This window comes from Rhizobium sp. P44RR-XXIV (assembly GCF_001999485.2).
Taxonomy (GTDB): domain Bacteria; phylum Pseudomonadota; class Alphaproteobacteria; order Rhizobiales; family Rhizobiaceae; genus Rhizobium.
Map to the genome: position 1 here is coordinate 275,059 of NZ_MPVZ02000026.1, position 14,201 is coordinate 289,259.

Annotated in this window: 17 protein-coding genes and 1 pseudogene; 6 read left to right on the forward strand and 12 right to left on the reverse strand. The window is 60.0% G+C overall.

The features are described from left to right. The first annotated feature begins 90 nt into the window (after positions 1 to 90). From BSK43_RS10205 to BSK43_RS10215, 3 genes are read left to right on the forward strand one after another with little or no spacing between them, the layout of a single operon-like run. Positions 91 to 1,311 carry an NAD-dependent epimerase/dehydratase family protein gene (locus tag BSK43_RS10205; RefSeq protein ID WP_077469519.1) on the forward strand — a complete coding sequence of 407 codons (1,221 nt, stop codon included), beginning with the start codon at positions 91 to 93 and terminating at the stop codon, positions 1,309 to 1,311. Between the two features lie 14 nt (positions 1,312 to 1,325). Continuing rightward, positions 1,326 to 2,174, forward strand: coding sequence for a glycosyltransferase (locus BSK43_RS10210; protein ID WP_077469697.1), 849 nt, complete (start codon positions 1,326 to 1,328; stop codon positions 2,172 to 2,174). Next, on the forward strand, positions 2,171 to 3,103 hold the full coding sequence (locus BSK43_RS10215; protein ID WP_077469518.1) for an NAD(P)-dependent oxidoreductase: 933 nt from the start codon (positions 2,171 to 2,173) through the stop codon (positions 3,101 to 3,103). The genes BSK43_RS10210 and BSK43_RS10215 overlap by 4 nt, the downstream gene beginning before the upstream one ends. On the opposite strand, the gene BSK43_RS10220 is transcribed toward BSK43_RS10215, so the two are convergent. The 8 genes from BSK43_RS10220 to ruvC all read right to left on the reverse strand — a co-directional run bounded on the left by BSK43_RS10220 (position 3,072) and on the right by ruvC (position 8,128). Then, positions 3,072 to 3,635: a DinB family protein gene (locus BSK43_RS10220; protein WP_077469517.1), complete on the reverse strand. Its 564-nt coding sequence runs from the start codon at positions 3,633 to 3,635 to the stop codon at positions 3,072 to 3,074. The two genes, BSK43_RS10215 and BSK43_RS10220, sit on opposite strands and share 32 nt — an antisense overlap. A gap of 12 nt (positions 3,636 to 3,647) precedes the next feature. Next, positions 3,648 to 4,157 (reverse strand): NUDIX hydrolase, encoded by a 510-nt coding sequence (locus BSK43_RS10225; RefSeq protein ID WP_205910602.1) that lies wholly within the window; start codon positions 4,155 to 4,157, stop codon positions 3,648 to 3,650. A gap of 5 nt (positions 4,158 to 4,162) precedes the next feature. Then, a complete protein-coding gene (locus BSK43_RS10230) occupies positions 4,163 to 5,065 on the reverse strand; it encodes a metallophosphoesterase (RefSeq protein WP_077469516.1) in 903 nt (300 codons plus the stop codon). Further along, positions 5,066 to 6,106 carry a Holliday junction branch migration DNA helicase RuvB gene (gene ruvB, locus BSK43_RS10235; protein ID WP_136686831.1) on the reverse strand — a complete coding sequence of 347 codons (1,041 nt, stop codon included), beginning with the start codon at positions 6,104 to 6,106 and terminating at the stop codon, positions 5,066 to 5,068. Positions 6,107 to 6,260: 154 nt separating this feature from the next. Continuing rightward, on the reverse strand, positions 6,261 to 6,875 hold the full coding sequence (ruvA, locus tag BSK43_RS10240) for a Holliday junction branch migration protein RuvA (protein ID WP_077469515.1): 615 nt from the start codon (positions 6,873 to 6,875) through the stop codon (positions 6,261 to 6,263). 12 nt (positions 6,876 to 6,887) lie between these two features. Continuing rightward, positions 6,888 to 7,301 (reverse strand): type II toxin-antitoxin system VapC family toxin, encoded by a 414-nt coding sequence (locus BSK43_RS10245; protein WP_068400354.1) that lies wholly within the window; start codon positions 7,299 to 7,301, stop codon positions 6,888 to 6,890. 2 nt (positions 7,302 to 7,303) lie between these two features. Continuing rightward, on the reverse strand, positions 7,304 to 7,555 hold the full coding sequence (locus BSK43_RS10250) for an AbrB/MazE/SpoVT family DNA-binding domain-containing protein (protein WP_077469514.1): 252 nt from the start codon (positions 7,553 to 7,555) through the stop codon (positions 7,304 to 7,306). Between the two features lie 60 nt (positions 7,556 to 7,615). After that, positions 7,616 to 8,128 carry a crossover junction endodeoxyribonuclease RuvC gene (gene ruvC, locus BSK43_RS10255; RefSeq protein ID WP_077469513.1) on the reverse strand — a complete coding sequence of 171 codons (513 nt, stop codon included), beginning with the start codon at positions 8,126 to 8,128 and terminating at the stop codon, positions 7,616 to 7,618. Between the two features lie 191 nt (positions 8,129 to 8,319). Between ruvC and BSK43_RS10260 the strand changes: the two are divergent. Beyond that, a pseudogene (locus BSK43_RS10260) lies at positions 8,320 to 9,317 on the forward strand (LLM class flavin-dependent oxidoreductase). A 66-nt stretch (positions 9,318 to 9,383) separates the two neighbouring features. Here the strand turns inward: BSK43_RS10260 and BSK43_RS10265 are convergent. The 3 genes from BSK43_RS10265 to BSK43_RS10275 form a co-directional block, all read right to left on the reverse strand. Beyond that, positions 9,384 to 9,821: a DoxX family protein gene (locus BSK43_RS10265; protein ID WP_077469511.1), complete on the reverse strand. Its 438-nt coding sequence runs from the start codon at positions 9,819 to 9,821 to the stop codon at positions 9,384 to 9,386. Positions 9,822 to 9,927: 106 nt separating this feature from the next. Then, positions 9,928 to 10,389, reverse strand: coding sequence for a tetratricopeptide repeat protein (locus tag BSK43_RS10270; protein WP_077469510.1), 462 nt, complete (start codon positions 10,387 to 10,389; stop codon positions 9,928 to 9,930). Between the two features lie 25 nt (positions 10,390 to 10,414). Further along, complete coding sequence (locus BSK43_RS10275; RefSeq protein WP_077469509.1) at positions 10,415 to 11,389, reverse strand: MBL fold metallo-hydrolase; 975 nt, start codon at positions 11,387 to 11,389, stop codon at positions 10,415 to 10,417. Between the two features lie 334 nt (positions 11,390 to 11,723). Here BSK43_RS10275 and BSK43_RS10280 point away from each other — a divergent pair, with 334 nt between their 5' ends. Both BSK43_RS10280 and BSK43_RS10285 read left to right on the forward strand, forming a co-directional pair. Beyond that, positions 11,724 to 12,512, forward strand: a complete 789-nt coding sequence (locus tag BSK43_RS10280) for a sigma-70 family RNA polymerase sigma factor (protein WP_246662529.1) — start codon at positions 11,724 to 11,726, stop codon at positions 12,510 to 12,512. Further along, the gene (locus tag BSK43_RS10285) at positions 12,509 to 13,312 is read left to right on the forward strand and encodes an anti-sigma factor (RefSeq protein ID WP_077469508.1); all 804 of its coding nucleotides are present in this window, start codon (positions 12,509 to 12,511) and stop codon (positions 13,310 to 13,312) included. Before BSK43_RS10280 ends, BSK43_RS10285 begins: the two co-directional genes overlap by 4 nt. 58 nt (positions 13,313 to 13,370) lie before the next feature. Here BSK43_RS10285 and BSK43_RS10290 read toward each other — a convergent pair whose 3' ends face one another. Next, a complete protein-coding gene (locus BSK43_RS10290) occupies positions 13,371 to 14,117 on the reverse strand; it encodes a YebC/PmpR family DNA-binding transcriptional regulator (protein WP_068400336.1) in 747 nt (248 codons plus the stop codon). Positions 14,118 to 14,201: the final 84 nt, after the last annotated feature.

Genomic DNA, 14,201 nt, shown 5'->3' on the forward strand with positions numbered 1-14,201 from the left:
TGCCATCAAGCAAGCTTTGAACAATTGTCATAGACTCCGACTATCCGGGATGGTGCCGGACAGCGGATCGGCGCAGAAGGAAAAAATCTCATGAAAATAGCGGTAATGGGTGGTGACGGATTCATCGGTTGGCCAACCTCGCTCCATCTCTCCGACGCCGGTCATGAGGTCCATATCCTCGATAATCTCTCCCGCCGATGGATCGATACCGAACTGGGCGTCCAGTCGTTGACGCCAATGGATTCGATCCAGGAACGCACCCGCATCTGGCACGCCGAAACCGGCCGCCGCATCCATTTCAATCTCATCGACCTTGCCAAGGATTACGAGCTTCTGAAGAAATGGCTGGCCGAGCATCGCCCCGATGCCATCGTCCATTTCGCCGAGCAGCGCGCCGCCCCCTATTCGATGAAGAGCGACCGCCACAAGAACTACACGGTCAACAACAACGTCAATGCCACGCATAACCTGCTGAATGCGCTTGTGGAGCTGAACCTCGACACGCATCTCGTGCATCTCGGCACCATGGGCGTCTATGGCTATTCCACCGTCGGCGCGGCCATTCCCGAAGGCTATCTGCCTGTCGGCATCGAGACGGCCGATGGCCGCACCGTCAGCCAGGAGATACTCTATCCGGCCAACCCCGGCTCCATCTACCACATGACGAAGTGCCTCGATCAGCTGCTCTTCCAGTTCTACGCCAAGAACGACGGCCTCAGGATCACCGACCTCCATCAGGGCATAGTCTGGGGCACGCACACGGAACAGACGCGCCGTCACGAACAATTGATCAACCGCTTCGACTATGACGGCGACTACGGCACCGTCCTCAACCGCTTCCTCATCCAGGCGGCCATCGGCTATCCGCTGACCGTGCATGGCACCGGCGGCCAGACCCGCGCCTTCATCCATATTCAGGATTCGGTGCGCTGCATCGAGCTTGCGCTGAAGAACCCGCCGCAGCGCAACGCCCGCGTCGAGATCTTCAACCAGATGACGGAAACGCACCGCGTCCGCGACCTCGCCGAGATGATCGCCAAGATCAGCGGCGCCGAAATCGTCCGCCTGCCCAATCCGCGCAAGGAAGCGCCCGAGAACGACCTGATCGTCAAGAACGACAAGTTCCTCGGCCTCGGGCTGGCGCCGATTACGCTTGAGACCGGCCTGCTGAGTGAAATCGTCGATGTCGCCAAGAAATACGCCTATCGCGTCGATCGTTCGCGCGTGCCAGCCGTCTCCGCCTGGACGAAGGATCTGGCGGCGACCGTCAATCACGATCCCGAAGGCAAGAGATTGAAGTCCGTCTCATGATGCCGGGAAGTGAAATGCTGCAGGGGTTGCGCCCGCACACCCGTCCGCGCTCCGGCCAGGCATTCGTGACCCTCGTCACGAATGCCGACTATGCCATGGGCGCACTGGCGCTGACGCGTTCCATCGCTCGGACCGCCACCAAGGCCGATATCGTCGTTCTACATACGGCAGCCGTCCACGAAGGCGATCTCGCTCCGCTCATCGCGCTCGACTGCCGGCTGATCGAGGTCGAACACCTGCCACTGTCGGATGCCTTCAACGAACGGCATGCGCGCGGCAATCTTCATTCCGCCGCTCCGTTTACGAAGGGCCGCAAGCCTTCCTTTCACACGCCGCTCGACAATTTCTGCAAGCTGCGGCTCTGGCAGCTCATCGAATACGATACCTGCGTGTTCATCGATGCGGATGCGCTCGTGCTGAAGAATGTCGACAGGCTGTTCGACTATCCGGAATTTTCAGCCGCGCCGAATGTCTATGAAAGCGTCGCGGATTTTCACCGGCTGAATTCCGGCGTCTTCGTCGCCAAGCCCTCGCTTTCGACCTTTCAGGAGATGCTGCATCGGCTCGACCGCCCCGATGTTTTCTGGCGGCGCACCGACCAGACTTTTCTCGAGACCTTCTTCCCCGATTGGCATGGCCTGCCGATCTTCATGAACATGCTGCAATATGTATGGTTCACCATGCCTGCCCTCTGGAACTGGCAGAGCGTGTCGATCCTGCATTACCAATATGAAAAGCCCTGGGAAGAAAACCACCCGAAAGCCGAGCAGCTGAGACCGCTGATCGACTTGTGGCATTGCTTCCATAATGGGCTCGATGTGCCCGATATCGCGACGCTCGCAAATCCCAAAGAGGCGGCATGAAGGTCCTCATATCCGGCGGAACAGGTCTTGTCGGCCGATACATTGCCGAGGAGCTGCTGGCCGCCGGTTACAAGGTCGCCGTCGGCGGACGCAACCCACCGCAGCCGGGCCTCTTTTCGCGAGACGTTTCCTTCGTGCCGCTCAGCCTGGATCCCGTCGAGGACCAGAGGCATGTCTTCGACGACGCCTATTTCTTCATCCACGCAGCGTTTAGCCATGTGCCGGGCAAATACCGCGGTGGCGAAGGAGATGACCCCGAGGAATTTCGCCGGCTCAATCTGGACGGCACTGTCAAGCTGTTCGAAACGGCGAGAAAGGCCGGCATCCGCCGCTGCGTCTTCCTGTCGTCCCGCGCCGTTTATGGCGATCAGCTAGTTGATGGGGAATTGACCGAGGTGACCAAGCCGATGCCGAATACGCTTTATGGTGAAGTGAAGCGCGATGCCGAGCATGCCCTGTTCTCCCTCTCCGCTCCCGGCTTTGTAACCGCAAGCCTGAGGGCGACCGGCGTCTATGGGGATCTACGCCCGAACAAGTGGGACGATATCTTCGATGACTATCTGATTAGCAGGGAAATTCCCTCGCGTGCGGGAACGGAAGTTCATGGCCGTGACCTTGGCCGCGCCTTGCGTCTGCTGCTGGAGACAGAAGCCGGCCGCATCGATGGCGAGGCTTTCAATCTTTCGGATATATCAACCGACACCCATGAAATCCTCGGGTACCTGCAACGAGCGACGCACTGTCCTCATCCCCTTCCTGCTCCGGCAGCCGAATGCACAGGCGGCGTGATGAACACGACGAAGATCCGCGCATTGGGATGGCAAAGTGGCGGAAAGCCGTTGCTTCAGCAAACGATCGAGACGCTGGCAAAGACAATGCCACCTCGCCATGCCGATCTCAGCGCATCAGCTTCGTCTCGTCCCAGCTGAGCTTGGCCAACTCCCCGCCCCTGAACCGTGCATCGTCAGCGACGATGAATTCGTCGAGCTGCGGCGGCGGGACGCTGGTTCCGGACAGCATCGCATGCACCTGACCGCGATGATGCGTCTGGTGCTGGAACAGATGATTCAGCACATCGTCGGCCCGCTCCCGCTGGATGCGGCCGCCGCGCTGGATATCGACAATCTGCATCGCCACCTCCGGCGTCAGGCTCTCGCAGAAGGCGACGAGCCGGCGATCGACCTCCGCCTGCTGCCGGGACAATTCGTCGAGCCTTTCGAACGGCTCCTCGATATCGAAGGCCTTCAGACCCAATGTGCCGCCTTCCAGCGCATCGACATAGAACCAGTCCACCGTCAGGATGTGATTGAGGGTCCACTTGATCGACGGAAAGAAACTCGTGCGCTTCGCTTCGAATTCACCGGGCTGCAGCGATGCGCAAGCATTGTGCAGGCGAACATTTGCCAAGGCATTGTTGTAGGCGAGCTTGCGAAAGCTGCGAACGGGATCGAAACCGGACATCGAACTTCCTCCCTAAGCTTTGTCGAGATCGCCATCCCGCCAGACGAGGTGACGCGGTGTCAGCGGCAGCTTCTCGATTTCCTCGGCAATGAAATAGGGCGGGATATCCAGTGCAACCAGCGCCTCCCGGGTCGCCCGTACCCATTTGAATTCCAGCTCGTTGTCTCCGTCCTGAATGCGATGGACGATTTCCTGGTGGTCGAATGGAAAGCTCGCAGGGATCTCCATCAGGTAATAGAGACCGAATTCGTGCCAGTCGCGCTGCTCATAGTGAAAGAAATTCTCCACCGACCAGAGAAGGCGCCCGACCGCCACGTCGACACCCAGTTCCTCGACCATCTCACGCCGCAGCGTTTCCTCGGATGTCTCCCCGATTTCGGCGCGACCGCCGGGAAAGGTCCAGAATGTCTCATGCACGGCCCTATGGACAAGCACATGCCCTTCGCGAAAACCGAGGCCCGCCACCCGCATCTGGAAACGATTACTACCGGAATTCAACCTTATCAGCTTACGTTTCGGCACGATTTTCATCCCACATCAACAACGACGATTTCCGGGGGCACCCCGAAGCGAACCGGTGCAATGGAGCAGCCGAGACCACCGGAAACGATGATATGGCGTTCTTCCTCGACAATATGTCCGTAGACATATCTGTCGCCATAGCGCGACGGTGAATAGGGCGACCAGCCGAAGACCCTCACCTGGCCGCCATGCGTATGGCCGGACAGGGTTAAGGATACCCGCTGGGGAACGCTGGGGAAAATATCGGGCTCGTGCGCAAGAAGAATGACGGGCGCGTCGTCCGTAACCTGCGCCAGGGTGCCGCCGAGATCATCGAGCCCTGTCGTAAAAGGTCGCTTCCAGCGCATGCTGCGGCGCAGGGCCAGCTGATCCTCGACGCCGGCAATCCAGAAGCCCTGCCCGTCTTTCTCCAGCCGCGCCGAGCGATTGGAGTAGACCTCGATACCAGCTCCGGCCAGGGCCCGGTGGCTGAAAGTCGGGCCATGGCCGCTCCTCTGGGCGGCTGCATCATGCCACCAGTCGTGGTTGCCGATGATGGCATGGACGCCCAATGGCGCCTTCAGCTTTGCCAGTTCGGCTGCCCACACCCGATGATCGACGCGAGCGGTAATCAGATCGGTTCCCGACGTATAGTCGCCAAGCAGAAGGATGATATCGCCGTCGAGTTCATTGGCGCGGGCACAGATCGAGGCGATGCGCTCAGGCCCCATCCATGGTTCGCAGGCATGAAAATCGGCAAGCGCCACGATCCTGAGCTTCAGACCCGGCGTCCATCGCGGCGGGGTCAGGGCATAACGGGTTACGTTGAGGCGGACGACAGGCTCATATCCGAGCGCATATCCCCCAAGTGCCAGAAAGCCGAATACGCTGCCGCCGAAAAGCTTCAGAAAGGCGCGACGGCCGAGCATTCATTCTTCCCCCTGGAACAACCGGAACTGCGCGGCCTCCATGTCCTTCGGCGGCTGCATGTCGAGATGTTTCCAGGCAATCGCGGTCAAGACACGGCCGCGCGGCGTGCGCTGAATGAAGCCCTGCTGGATCATGTAGGGCTCGATGATATCCTCGATCGCATCACGCGGCTCGGAGAGGCCGGCTGCAATGGTTTCAATGCCCACAGGGCCGCCGCCGAAATTGACGGCGATCATGTTGAGGTAGCGCTTGTCGAGCTGATCGAAGCCGACATTATCGACAAGAAGCCGCGTCAGAGCCTCATCAGCAATCTGCTGCGTCACCGCCTCGACCTTGGCGACTTCGGCAAAATCGCGCACGCGGCGCAGCAGTCGGCCGGCGATACGCGGCGTCCCGCGGGCGCGCCGCGCAATTTCGCGCGCGCCTTCGTCGGTCATGGGAAGACCCATCAGCCTGGCGCCACGCCGGACGATCAATTCAAGCTCTTCGACAGTGTAGAAACTCAACCGAACCGGAATGCCGAAGCGATCCCGCAAAGGCGTCGTCAGCAGCCCTAGGCGCGTCGTGGCGGCAACCAGCGTGAACTTGGCGCGATCGATCTTCACCGAGCGCGCGGCCGGACCTTCGCCGATGATCAGATCGAGCTGGAAGTCCTCCATGGCCGGATAGAGGATTTCCTCGACCGCCGGGTTGAGGCGATGGATCTCGTCGATGAAGAGCACGTCGCGCTCCTCGAGATTGGTGAGCAGTGCCGCGAGATCGCCCGCCTTGGCGATGACCGGGCCGGAGGTCGAGCGGAAATTGACGCCGAGCTCCTTGGCCATGATCTGCGCCAGCGTGGTCTTGCCGAGGCCGGGCGGGCCGACGAACAGAACATGGTCTAGCGCCTCGCCGCGCCCCTTGGCCGCTTCGATGAAGATCTTCAGATTGGCGCGCGCCTCTGCCTGGCCGGTGAATTCGTCCAGCGACTGCGGCCTGAGCGTCGCATCGATATCTTCGCCCCGCTTTTCCGGCGATATCAGGCGTGCGGCTTCACTCATGTCAGAAGTTCCATTCCCGGTATGCGTTTCGCGTCTCTTTCGCTGAAAACGGCCTCAACATCTGCCGCTTTCAAAATAATCCCTCACGAAAGAGCGTCGCAAGTCGATCCCTCGACTTTGAGACAATAGTAAGGAATGCGGAAGGTGCAAAGCCTTACCGCGCCAGTTCCTTGAGGCCGAACCGGATCAGCTTGGCGCTGTCGGCACCCTCACCGGCCAGTTTCATCGCCGCCGCAACAGCATTGGCCGCCTGATCACGCGAATAGCCTAGATTGGTCAGCGCCGAAACCGCGTCGGCAACGGGTGCTGCGGCTACCCCTTCGCCCAGTTCCTGTTTCAGACCGATATTCGCCGCCTCGCCGGCAAAGGCCGGCGCCTTGTTCTTCAGCTCGGTCATGATGCGCACAGCAACCTTAGGGCCGACGCCCGGCGCCCGCGAAACCGCGGCGCGATCCTGCAGCGCGATCGCATTGGCAAGCTCGGCAGGCGTCAGGGTCGACAGCAGCGCCAACGCCACTTTCGCGCCAACGCCCTGCACGGTCTGGAGGATGTTGAACCATTCGCGTTCCAACGCCGTGGTGAAACCAAAGAGCCGGATCTGGTCTTCACGGACATAGGTCTCGATGAAAAGAACGCAGGCCTCACCGGCAGAACCGAGCTTCGACAGCGTGCGGGCCGAACAATAGGCGACATAGCAGACGCCATGCACGTCCACGAGCACATGGTCCTCGCCGATCTCTTCGATTGTGCCTTTCAGCTTGCCGATCATGAATTTCGTCCGTCAGGGATGGGTTTCGGGGGAGATGAGATCAACGGTCGGGAAATAAGACCGATAGCCTTTGGAATCCCGCGTCAATATCGAGTAACCGCGAATGGCGGCATGCGCGCCAATCAGAAAGTCGGGAAGAATACGCTCACGCCCCCCGCCGCTCTGGCGATAGATCTTGAAGGCTGCGGCAGCGGCAAAGGCAGCGGCCCAGGGTAGGTTTTCGCGGCGAAATTCACTTTCCGGCAGCAGCTCATCCACACGGTCCATGCTGCTATAGCGCACCGAAAACTCCGCATAGATGATGGGATTGATAACAACAGGGCCACGTTTGAAAGCGGAAAAAACCTGCCCATTCGACCAACTATGCCAGGCTGAACCGGGCATGGCCAAGTCCACCAGCACATTGGTGTCTACGATCGTGACCATGATTACCGATCACGTGTCAAAGACATCAGCGCTTCGGCGTCGATATCCTGATCACCGGTACCTTCCAGGCGCTTGAGAGTGACCATGAACCGATCAAGCCGCTGCCGATCCTCGATTTCGCGCTTGCCGTTCTTGGGCGAAACAACCAGCTTTCCATCCTCGACGGAAAATATGACCTCGCTGTTGAGCTCTATACCGGCCAATTCACGCAAGTCCCGGGGAATGGTCACCTGTCCTTTGGATGTTACGCGCATTCTTGCTCTCCGATCTCACGGTAAGAATTATCATTACCATAAGAACATGTCAAGAACACATTATCCAGCGAGTGCTGCCTGCCGCAGCCTGCTGGCGCCGCGATTGTGAGCGTGACAAATGGCGATGGCGAGAGCATCGGCCGCGTCGTTGCCCTTGAATTCGACCTTGGGCATCAGGATCTTCAGCATCATGTGGATCTGCTGCTTCTCCCCATGCCCAACGCCGATGACGGCTTTCTTCACCGCGTTCGGCGCATATTCGGATACCGGAAGACCGGCGCGCGCCGGCACCAGCATGACGACGCCGCGTGCCTGCCCGAGCTTCAGCGTCGCAACAGCATCCTTGTTGACGAAGGTCTGCTCGACGGCCGCCTCATCCGGCTTGTAGCTATGGACGATCTCGGCAAGCCCGTCGTGAAGTTGGCAAAGGCGGGAGGCGAGATCCATATCGCCGTCCGAAGTCACGGTTCCCGACGCCACGAAACGCAGGGAGTTGCCAAGCGTGTCGATGACGCCCCAGCCAGTGCGGCGCAGGCCCGGATCGATGCCGATGATGCGAATCGTATTCTGCATAGGTCAACCTATCTTTCAGGCCTGACATGTGCCAGCAAAATGTGAACAAAACAAAAACAAGCCACAGATTGCCACAGCAGGGACCGCGCTGAAAACATCGTGACGAAATTGCGGCGGCAGGGTTTGGAATGCGAAGGCGGCGCTCCTACATGTGGAGGCAACCCTCCCTTCCACCACGCAGGTTTCTTGCCATGGTTCCCTTTTCCATCCTCGATCTTTCGCCCGTTGCCGAAGGCAGCACCATTCGCCAGTCCTTCGACAGTTCGAAGCGCATGGCGCAGAAGGCGGAGGAGCTGGGCTACAACAGGTTCTGGCTGGCCGAGCATCACGGCATGCCTGGTGTCGCCAGCGCCGCGACCGCTGTCGTCATCGGCCATGTCGGCGCGGCAACTTCGCGCATCCGCATCGGTTCGGGTGGCGTCATGCTGCCCAACCACTCGCCACTTGTGATCGCCGAGCAGTTCGGCACGCTGAAGCTCTTTTTCCAGGCCGCGTCGATCTCGGCCTCGGCCGGGCGCCGGGCACCGATATGCGCACGGCTCAGGCGCTTCGCCGCAACATGGATGCCGGCGCGCAAACCTTCCCCAACGATATCGTCGAGCTGCAGCATCTCTTCAGCGCGGCCGACGAGAACCAGATCATCCTCGCCGTCCCCGGCCATGGCGCCAACGTGCCGATCTGGTTGCTCGGCTCCAGCCTCTACAGCGCCCACCTCGCTGCCATGCTTGGCCTCCCCTATGCCTTCGCCTCGCACTTCGCGCCCGAATCCCTGTTGGATGCCGTCGCCATCTACCGCGACCGCTTCACGCCCTCGGCAACCCTCGACAAACCCTATGTCATGGTTGGTGTCATGGGCTCGACGGCAGATACGGATGAGGAGGCGCAATATCATTTCACCTCCGCCCAGCAGCAATTCGTCAATCTGCGCCGTAATGTGCGCGGCCCCTTCCCTCGCCCGCGCAAGGATATGGACGATTTCTGGACGCCGATGGAAAAGCTGAATGTGGAAAACACGCTGCGCTATGCCGTGGTCGGCTCTCCCGCAACAGCAGAAAAGAAGCTCTCGCAGTTCATTAGAGATACCGAGGCCGCCGAGGTCATCATTTCGATGCCGATCCACGACATCGAGGCACGGCTGAAATCGGTGGAGCTGTTCGCGACGCTTCCGAGCTTCAAGAAGGTCTCCTGAGTTCCCAACAAAAAACACCCGATGAGCCAACCTCTTGTGGGTGGCTTATCGGGTGTCGCCAGTCGATCAGGATGCGAGGTTCATCTTCCAATAGCGCTGGATGACCGTATCCAGAGACAATCGGCCAGCGCCGGCGACGATCAGCACGAGCATTCCGCCCGATATCGCCAGGTCCTTTTCGAAGTGCAGGAGCTCATTGTGGCTGGCGAAGTTCGTGTGGAACAGCAGTGCCGTCAGCACGCAGAACAGGCAGAGCCCAAGAGCCGCCAAGCGGGTCATCAACCCGGTGGCGATGGCAAGGCCGCCGGCAATTTGCAGCACGATGGTCGCTGTCGCAACCGGGGCAGCAACGCCGAGCTTGGCCATGGCATCCAGTGCATTGTCGAAATGGCTGAGCAATTCGATACCCTCCTGTAGGAAGAGCAGCGACAACAGCATGCGACCGAACAGCAGCCCTATGTCATTCAAATTGACGAGGGTGGCACTTTCCTCTTCGAATTCCATGGATTCTCTCCTTCACTCCGAAAGCCAACGGGTTCGCGACCCTGCCCCGACGGCATCTCCACACTTGGACGAATGGAAATGCCGCCGGGTCGGATGATGCCGGGTTCTAGTTGCTCCCCTTGGCGGCGATCGCCTTGGTCAGATCCTCAAGTTCCTCGCAGCCAGCCGGGCAAAGCTTGGTAAGCGTGGCAAGCTGCTCGCGTGCCTTCGGCATGTCGCCGGTCTCAACATAGAGTTCGCCGAGATATTCATGCGCACCCTTGTGATCCGGCTGCAGCTCGAGCGCCTTGGTGTAGTAGGTGAGCGACGTCCGGAAATCCCCGGTCTTGCGCAGGGTGAAACCCATCAAATTGTAGACATCGGCCTGCTGATGCTCCTCGGCGATGTCGCGAAGCTCGGCAAGCGCGCCGGCATAATCCTTCGCATCGATCTTGGCGCGCACCGAGGTCAGGTCAGGCGCGTCGGTGGATTCCATATTGTCGACGGCAAAGGCGACGCCCGCCGTGGCGGCTGGGAGGATGGCGACGGCGCACAGGCCGGCAATCCCGATAAGGGCATGTTTCAGCATGGTTTTAGCTCCTCTGTTTGGCCGTTCAGGCCTGGATGGTGGGGGTGAATCCGTAGGCGTTGCCGTCCTTGACGAAGGTGCCGGAGCCCGGGAATGGAAAATGCGAGCCGCAGATCCTGATCTTGTCGGTGATGACACGGTCGATCAGCCTGCGGCGGGTGGCGACGGCCATCGGGCCGTCCTGGTCGTAGCTGCCCTCCCATTCGGGATGGGGCGCGAGCAGCGCCGGCACGTACATGATGTCGGCCGAAACAAGCAGCTGTTCGCTGCCGCCATCGATATGGAAGACCGAATGGCCAGGTGTGTGGCCATACGCCGCCATGATGCGCACGCCCGGCACGACCTCGGCGCCGTCATCGACCAGCTTCCAGTTCTTCCAAGTCGGAAAGACGGACGCGATGCGCCGGCCGGCTTCCTTGCGTCCCTCCGCCAGCTTGTCGACGCGGCTCGGATCGGTCCACCAATTATATTCGGTTGCATTGACGATCAGCTCGGCACTCGGAAAGACAGGCGCGTTCGTTCCCTTCTCCATCAGGCCCCAGACATGGTCCGGATGGAAATGCGAGATCATGATCGTGTCGATCTTCCGGTAGTCGATACCCGCCGCCGCCATGTTGGCCGGCAGATGCGTGGCATTGGTCTGCCATTGACCGACACCCGAACCGGCATCCATCATGATCTTGCGACCGCCAATATCGAGAACCACGACGGTCAGCGGAATGGGCATGAAGTCGGTCGTGAGGCCAGCCTTGGAAAGCGCCTCCTTGGTGTCGTCGACGGAAGCGTTCTTGATGAAGGCCGGGTCGTGCGGCTTGCGCCAGATGCCGTCATAGACGGCGGTGATTTCGACCGAACCGACCTTGTATTTGTAGAAGCCGACAGCCGGCTCCAGCGGCGTCGCGGCAAAGGCTTGGGGAATGAATTCGAGCTTCGACGACAGTCCGAAGGCTGCCGCAGCGGCGGCCGTTCCGAGCACGGCACGGCGGGTCATGTCCAACATCGCAATATCTCCTCAGGGTGATGGCCATTCAGCCAGGCGAAGGACGCTGCAGATTGCCGCCCCCGCTGAGGAAGAAGATCGAAGGTCGTCGAGACTTATTCCCTCCGACAAGAGGAATTCGCTCAAGCATTTGAAAGTAAATGGTTATTTTGATCGCGAGCTAAAAGGTCGAATCGCAATCCGTCCGATGCTGATCAGCTGGATGGCATCGCCTTCGATTTTTTGCCTGCTTACGGGAATAAAACCCGTGCGAGCGCGATCTAGGTCATTAGACAACATTGCAAGCGCTGGAACCGAGGCTTAAAGTCGGCTTCGGCGTTTCGCGGGGACCATGATGACAGACGCCCAGATGATCAACTCTATTTCGTTCGACCGTCAACTTCATACAGTGACCTTGAACTGGCTGCGAACGAGCGCGATACGCAGCCTGCAGCAGTTTGCCGCTCGATTGGCAGCCCTCCTTGCGGGAGAGAGCGAGCGCGGAAGAGCGACACCCGCCTATCCCAACCTCATGACGGCAACCGGGCTGGGCGATACCGCCAAACCGCATGCGCGTACGATCTCATCCGCCGACGAGACCATGCGCCATTTCCAGCGCACCATCATTCCGCATCTGGATGCCGCCTATAATTTCGCGCGCTTCCTCAGCCGTGATGCCGATGCCGCGCAGGATATCGTGCAGGAGGCGTTCCTGCGCGCCTATCGCGGCTTTGGCGGCTTTCGCGATGGTGATGCCCGCGCCTGGACCTTCACCATCGTCCGCAACTGCTATCACGCCTGGCTGCAGGAGGGGCGGCGCAAGAGCCGTCACGAACAGCCGATGACTAGCGGCGACGACTTATCGGAAGACACGCCGTCGCCGGAGGCGATTTCCGAAGAAGACACACCTGAGATGGCCCTTGTCCGCAAGACGGAAACGCTGCGGGTACGTGAGGTCATCAACATGCTGCCCGACGCCATGCGCGAAGTCCTGGTGCTGCGGGAACTCGAAGACCTCTCCTACAAGGAGATCGCCGAAATCATCGATGCCCCGATCGGCACCGTCATGTCGCGCCTCGCCCGCGCCCGCCGCGATTTCGGCGAGGCCTGGCGCAGCCTCGATGCAAAAGGGGCGGCACGATGAGCGAAGGGCAAACCAATGATCACGGCGAGTGGAGCGACCTGCTGCACGGTTTCATCGATGGTGAACTGGATGTCAGCAACGCCGCTCGCTTCGAGGCGCATCTTGCGACCTGTGCAGACTGCGCCCAGGAGATGGAAGAGGCTCTAATGGTGAAGCGCCTTGCCGGCCGCGACGGCGTGAAATGGCAGACGCCGGATGCTGTCCGCGCACGCGTCCAGACTGCGCTGGCGCTGGAGCAAGCGATGATGGTGCGCGCCGTGACGGCGGCGACCAGCACGGAGAGCCCATGGCATCGCTTCTGGCAATTCGTCCGGCAATGGAGCTTTATACCCTCCATCGCCATGCTGGCGGCCAGCCTCATGCTGGTCTTGAACGTGCCGCAGCAGAGCCAGACGATCGAGGATCAGCTTCTGGCGAGCCACGTGCGCTCGATGCTCGCCGATCACCTGACGGATGTGCTGACCTCCGACCAGCACACAGTCAAACCATGGTTCAACGGCAAGATCGACTTCTCCCCGCCGGTGGTCGATCTGGCAACGCAGGGCTTTCCCCTTGTCGGCGGCAGGGTGGACTATCTGAACGGCCGGGTCGTCGCGGCGCTGATCTACCGCCGGCATGGCCATGTCATCAATCTCTTCATCTGGCCGGGGACATCAGCCAATCGCAACACGGCGGAGAAGGACGGTTACAATTTCGCCGAATGGTATGCGGATGGGCTGGTATTCTGGGCGGTTTCCGATGTCAGCGCCCCGGATCTCATTGCCTTTCGTGATGATTTCACGCGCGCCACCACACCCTGAGGCAAACAAAAAGCCGGCCGCATCGCTGCGGCCGGCTTCATTCAATCAATCACGCCGATCAGGCTGACAGCTTCGCCATCACCTCTTCGGAAACTTCGAAGTTCGAATAGACATTCTGCACATCGTCGTCGTCTTCAAGGCTATCGATGAGCTTCATCAGCGATTGCGCCTTTTCTTCATCGACCGGCACATTGTTCTGCGCGCGCCAGATCGCCTTGACGGTTTCGGCTTCGCCGAGCGTCGCTTCGAGCGCCTTGGCAACCTCGTTCATCGCTTCGAAACCGCAGATGATGGTGTGGCCTTCTTCGTCGCTCTCGACGTCGTCGGCGCCGGCTTCGATCGCCGCTTCCATCACCTTGTCGGCATCGCCGACTGTTGGCTTGTAGGTGATCTCGCCGACATGGTCGAATGAGAAGGAAACCGAACCGGTTTCACCCAGCGCACCGCCTGCCTTGGTGAAGATCGAACGGACGTTCGAGGCCGTACGGTTGCGATTGTCCGTCAGCGCCTCGACGATGATCGCCGTGCCGCCGGGGCCGTAGCCCTCGTAGCGAACTGCATCGTAGTTTTCGCCGTCATTGCCAGAGGCCTTCTTGATGGCGCGGTCAATATTGTCCTTCGGCATCGACTGGGCCTTGGCGTTCTGTATCGCCAGGCGCAGGCTCGCATTCATGGTCGGGTCGGGCAGACCCGCCTTGGCGGCGACGGTGATTTCACGCGCCAGCTTCGAGAACATTTTCGAACGCACCGAGTCCTGACGACCCTTGCGGTGCATGATGTTTTTAAACTGTGAATGGCCAGCCATGGCACCCCTGTTCACGTCTTTTGTTGGGAATGGGCGGCGTTATAAGAGCGAAGCGGCCTTGATTCAAGCAAAAAGCCGGATTCA

Excerpts from the sequence above, each read along its gene's own strand:
- BSK43_RS10205 (WP_077469519.1), top strand. The coding sequence starts at position 91 with ATGAAAATAGCGGTAATGGGTGGTGACGGATTCATCGGTTGGCCAACC.
- BSK43_RS10210 (WP_077469697.1), top strand. The coding sequence starts at position 1,326 with ATGCTGCAGGGGTTGCGCCCGCACACCCGTCCGCGCTCCGGCCAGGCA.
- BSK43_RS10215 (WP_077469518.1), top strand. The coding sequence starts at position 2,171 with ATGAAGGTCCTCATATCCGGCGGAACAGGTCTTGTCGGCCGATACATT.
- BSK43_RS10220 (WP_077469517.1), bottom strand. The coding sequence starts at position 3,635 with ATGTCCGGTTTCGATCCCGTTCGCAGCTTTCGCAAGCTCGCCTACAAC.
- BSK43_RS10230 (WP_077469516.1), bottom strand. The coding sequence starts at position 5,065 with ATGCTCGGCCGTCGCGCCTTTCTGAAGCTTTTCGGCGGCAGCGTATTC.
- ruvB (WP_136686831.1), bottom strand. The coding sequence starts at position 6,106 with ATGAGTGAAGCCGCACGCCTGATATCGCCGGAAAAGCGGGGCGAAGAT.
- ruvA (WP_077469515.1), bottom strand. The coding sequence starts at position 6,875 with ATGATCGGCAAGCTGAAAGGCACAATCGAAGAGATCGGCGAGGACCAT.
- BSK43_RS10245 (WP_068400354.1), bottom strand. The coding sequence starts at position 7,301 with ATGGTCACGATCGTAGACACCAATGTGCTGGTGGACTTGGCCATGCCC.
- BSK43_RS10250 (WP_077469514.1), bottom strand. The coding sequence starts at position 7,555 with ATGCGCGTAACATCCAAAGGACAGGTGACCATTCCCCGGGACTTGCGT.
- ruvC (WP_077469513.1), bottom strand. The coding sequence starts at position 8,128 with ATGCAGAATACGATTCGCATCATCGGCATCGATCCGGGCCTGCGCCGC.
- BSK43_RS10265 (WP_077469511.1), bottom strand. The coding sequence starts at position 9,821 with ATGGAATTCGAAGAGGAAAGTGCCACCCTCGTCAATTTGAATGACATA.
- BSK43_RS10270 (WP_077469510.1), bottom strand. The coding sequence starts at position 10,389 with ATGCTGAAACATGCCCTTATCGGGATTGCCGGCCTGTGCGCCGTCGCC.
- BSK43_RS10275 (WP_077469509.1), bottom strand. The coding sequence starts at position 11,389 with ATGTTGGACATGACCCGCCGTGCCGTGCTCGGAACGGCCGCCGCTGCG.
- BSK43_RS10280 (WP_246662529.1), top strand. The coding sequence starts at position 11,724 with ATGACAGACGCCCAGATGATCAACTCTATTTCGTTCGACCGTCAACTT.
- BSK43_RS10285 (WP_077469508.1), top strand. The coding sequence starts at position 12,509 with ATGAGCGAAGGGCAAACCAATGATCACGGCGAGTGGAGCGACCTGCTG.
- BSK43_RS10290 (WP_068400336.1), bottom strand. The coding sequence starts at position 14,117 with ATGGCTGGCCATTCACAGTTTAAAAACATCATGCACCGCAAGGGTCGT.